Below are 2916 nucleotides of genomic sequence, written 5' to 3'. Positions count from 1 at the left end.
TTTATGTGTCAACATATCAGCTATGTACACTGGTTTAGGAAAATTGTCTATTCAATCTGAAAAATGGCGTTCTGGGGTTGTCATGTTCTTAAATGTAAAGTTTTGTTACGAGATTCAACATTTCTGATTAATTTACTATTGAAAATAGTTGATGAAGACCCGAAAGAATTTGGATATGAATTCGGGAGATGGACAGCGGCAAGATTAGCAGAGCATCTAGAAAAGGAAACAGGAATTAAACTGAGTGGCTCGCAAGTGAGAAGAATATTGAGAAGAAAAAAGTATGTGTATATCTGGGCGAAATATAGTCTAGAAGATAACCAGGACAAGGAATTAAGAAAAGCATTTAAAGGAAAATTATATGAATATTTAAAGTTAGGCAAAGAAAAGCCAGAGTCAATCCAGGTATGGTTTTGGGACGGGGCTGTGTGGCGACGCAGGTTCGCCACACAGCCCCTCATGAATGTGGATTTAGTTTGAGAGTAATAAGAAGGAGAGCTTGGACAAAAAAAGGAAAGCGAAAAAAAGTGAACGGGCAAAGAACAAGAGGAAGAGTAAATGTGATGGGAGCCTTAGGACATAATGATAAAAAACGAGTCTTTTTTATGATCAAAAAAGGAAATTCAGAAACTTTCCATGAACAATTAAAGAAGCTTCATGAAGAGATTCGTCAAGAATGGATAAGCTTGGGAAATCTGCCCGAAGATTTTCGAGAAAAAGAACCTAAGATTATCATTATATTAGACAATGCTAGTTATCACAAAAAGAAAGATGTTATTGAGCAGGTGGAAAAAGAGTTGCCGAATATTAGGCTAGAGTTTTTACAAGCTTATAGCCCAGATTACAACCTAATAGAATTAGTGTGGCATTCCGCTAAAGAATACATAGCTAATCGAGAATTTGAAAATAAAGAAGAACTGGAAAAAGTAGTCAATCAGCTTTTAAATGAAGGGGGATTGATTATTAAATGGAGTAGAAAACTTAAAAATAAGGGTGATGCTGTCAATGTAACTTAAATGCGTAAAAGCTTATCAGTATTTAGAAAATCCCTGGTCGAAGATTTGGCAACTCTGTCGGGCGATCGAGCGCGAATCTGGTTTTCCTCCGGGAGATGGGGCCAATCGGCAATTAGAACAATCTCTCTCCTCGAGGGAATGGAATCCAGAGCAGCAATTGACCCCAGAGGAAGAGGCCCTACTCTACCCGAAACTATTGCGTATTGCTGAATATTTATTAGAACAAATGGAAAGTTTTTATCGGCGTTTCCATACCGCCATTCAGTTAGAGGAACAAGCGGCAAAGTTAGCCAATTTGAGTCCGATCGAGGGATTAACCCTGCGTTTACAGTCATTGATGGACGCAGTATTAAAAATGTTAGAGGGATATCTGCAAATGCAGCCGCATAGCGATCGCAATTTGATCGAACGCGCCCACGATATTGAGGATACGGTCTGGGATTGGATCTATCGTCGGGACGTGGACATCCAAACCCTGTCGGACGTGGAAAGAGGTTTGGCGGATCTAGTCGCGTCGGAAGCGCATCAACATCTCTGGCACATGAGATGGGTGGAGAATTTTGTCGTCGTCACCGGCCATTATCTACAAAATAAACCCACCGCTAGAAGGTTTGCAGAGACTTTATTGATTATCAATGCCCTGATTCACGAAATTACGGGCAAAGGCCAAGCTCGGCCGGCAATTGCACCGCAAAAGGCGATAATTACCGTAGCAGAACCCCTCGATGTGACGGCACGCTGGCACAGCACCTATCAACGGGAAGGGGCGGCCAAAAAACAAGCGGTGCGAGAATTAACTAGCACCTTAAAAAAATCTTTAGAATTGATGACAAACCCTTGACATTAGGAACTAAATATGATCTGGTTCCTAGTAACTTTACCCACGTTCGCCGTTATCAGCGTCATCGCGATCATTATTTTGCTGAATGTCTTGGTGGATTGGTTTCACTATAACGCTCTGGTAGTTCTCCCCCCCTAACATCGCCGGTTTCCACCAGTATGGATGTGGTTGATGCTCATCCCGATTGTTCACACGGTTTTTATCTGGATTATCTCAGCTTTCAAGCTACCAGCATCCTATCGCTCGGCTCTAGGAGAAAATGCACACCGGTTTGGTAGTTGTAATCAGCGTCTGGGATTAGCTTGGGCGATCGTGGCAACTACCCTATTTTTACCCGTAGTTGATATCCTCAGTTTTGTGGCCTATGTGGTTTTAATGATTATCTATTGGCAGAAACTCAACAAAATGCAGAAATATAGCGTTTCCCATTCACAAAAGGTACATTCTCGACCTTAAACAGCTTAAGCAGTAAAGCTTTAAGTGTGCCGCACAGGTACGAGAACCGCTATGTCTCCTACAGAAATAATCTTTCAGTCACTGGCTTGTAATTGCTAATCTTTACTGATCTTCTCCTCCCTTACTTCCCCGAATGAGCATTGCCAAATTAATTATCTCGATCGTCGCTCGACTTTTTCCGGGAGCAATTTTCTATCAACCCACAGGAGAGAAAATTATCGCCCTTACCATCGATGATGCACCCACCCCCAATGATCCCGAAGGAAAATCCACCGATCGCATTTTTGCAGCGATCGCCGCTCATAATCGAGAAAAAGCCAGCCCAGCAACCCCCGTCAAGGCGACTTTTTTTCTGATCACAGGACACCTGCAACCGAACTCCACCTTGATTGAGCGTCTAATCGCCCAAGGTCACGAAATCGCTAATCACGGCACCCAATAAGCTGTTCAGCATCTAAATAGCGTATAATAGAAACCTCAGTACAGGACAAAAAGCTGGAAAAGTAGGCGAGAGTAGGGTTTTATGAGAAATAGAACCAATCTCTAAAACCCTAGGAACCAGTATAGCGCCTTAAAGCAAGCCCTTAAACCCCATCTGGCATG

4 protein-coding genes and 1 pseudogene are annotated in these 2916 nt (G+C 42.5%); all 5 read left to right on the top strand.

The window, feature by feature from the left end; all coding sequences use genetic code 11:
* Positions 1-126: 126 nt before the first annotated feature.
* Positions 127-1016, top strand: a pseudogene (locus MiAbW_RS18880) (IS630 family transposase); the annotation flags it as partial.
* A gap of 157 nt (positions 1017-1173) precedes the next feature.
* Positions 1174-1857, top strand: a complete 684-nt coding sequence (locus tag MiAbW_RS18875; RefSeq protein ID WP_238707358.1) for a hypothetical protein — start codon at positions 1174-1176, stop codon at positions 1855-1857.
* 15 nt (positions 1858-1872) lie between these two features.
* Positions 1873-1995 (top strand): hypothetical protein, encoded by a 123-nt coding sequence (locus tag MiAbW_RS20510; RefSeq protein WP_274596542.1) that lies wholly within the window; start codon positions 1873-1875, stop codon positions 1993-1995.
* Between the two features lie 33 nt (positions 1996-2028).
* Positions 2029-2313 (top strand): hypothetical protein, encoded by a 285-nt coding sequence (locus MiAbW_RS20325; protein WP_238707357.1) that lies wholly within the window; start codon positions 2029-2031, stop codon positions 2311-2313.
* 133 nt (positions 2314-2446) lie between these two features.
* Complete coding sequence (locus MiAbW_RS18865; RefSeq protein WP_238707356.1) at positions 2447-2755, top strand: polysaccharide deacetylase family protein; 309 nt, start codon at positions 2447-2449, stop codon at positions 2753-2755.
* Positions 2756-2916: the final 161 nt, after the last annotated feature.

The sequence above is a fragment of the Microcystis aeruginosa NIES-4325 genome, assembly GCF_008974145.1.
Classification (GTDB): Bacteria; Cyanobacteriota; Cyanobacteriia; order Cyanobacteriales; family Microcystaceae; genus Microcystis; species Microcystis aeruginosa_G.
Note: the sequence above shows the minus strand (reverse complement) of the source record. Positions and strands in the feature narration are given on the sequence as shown.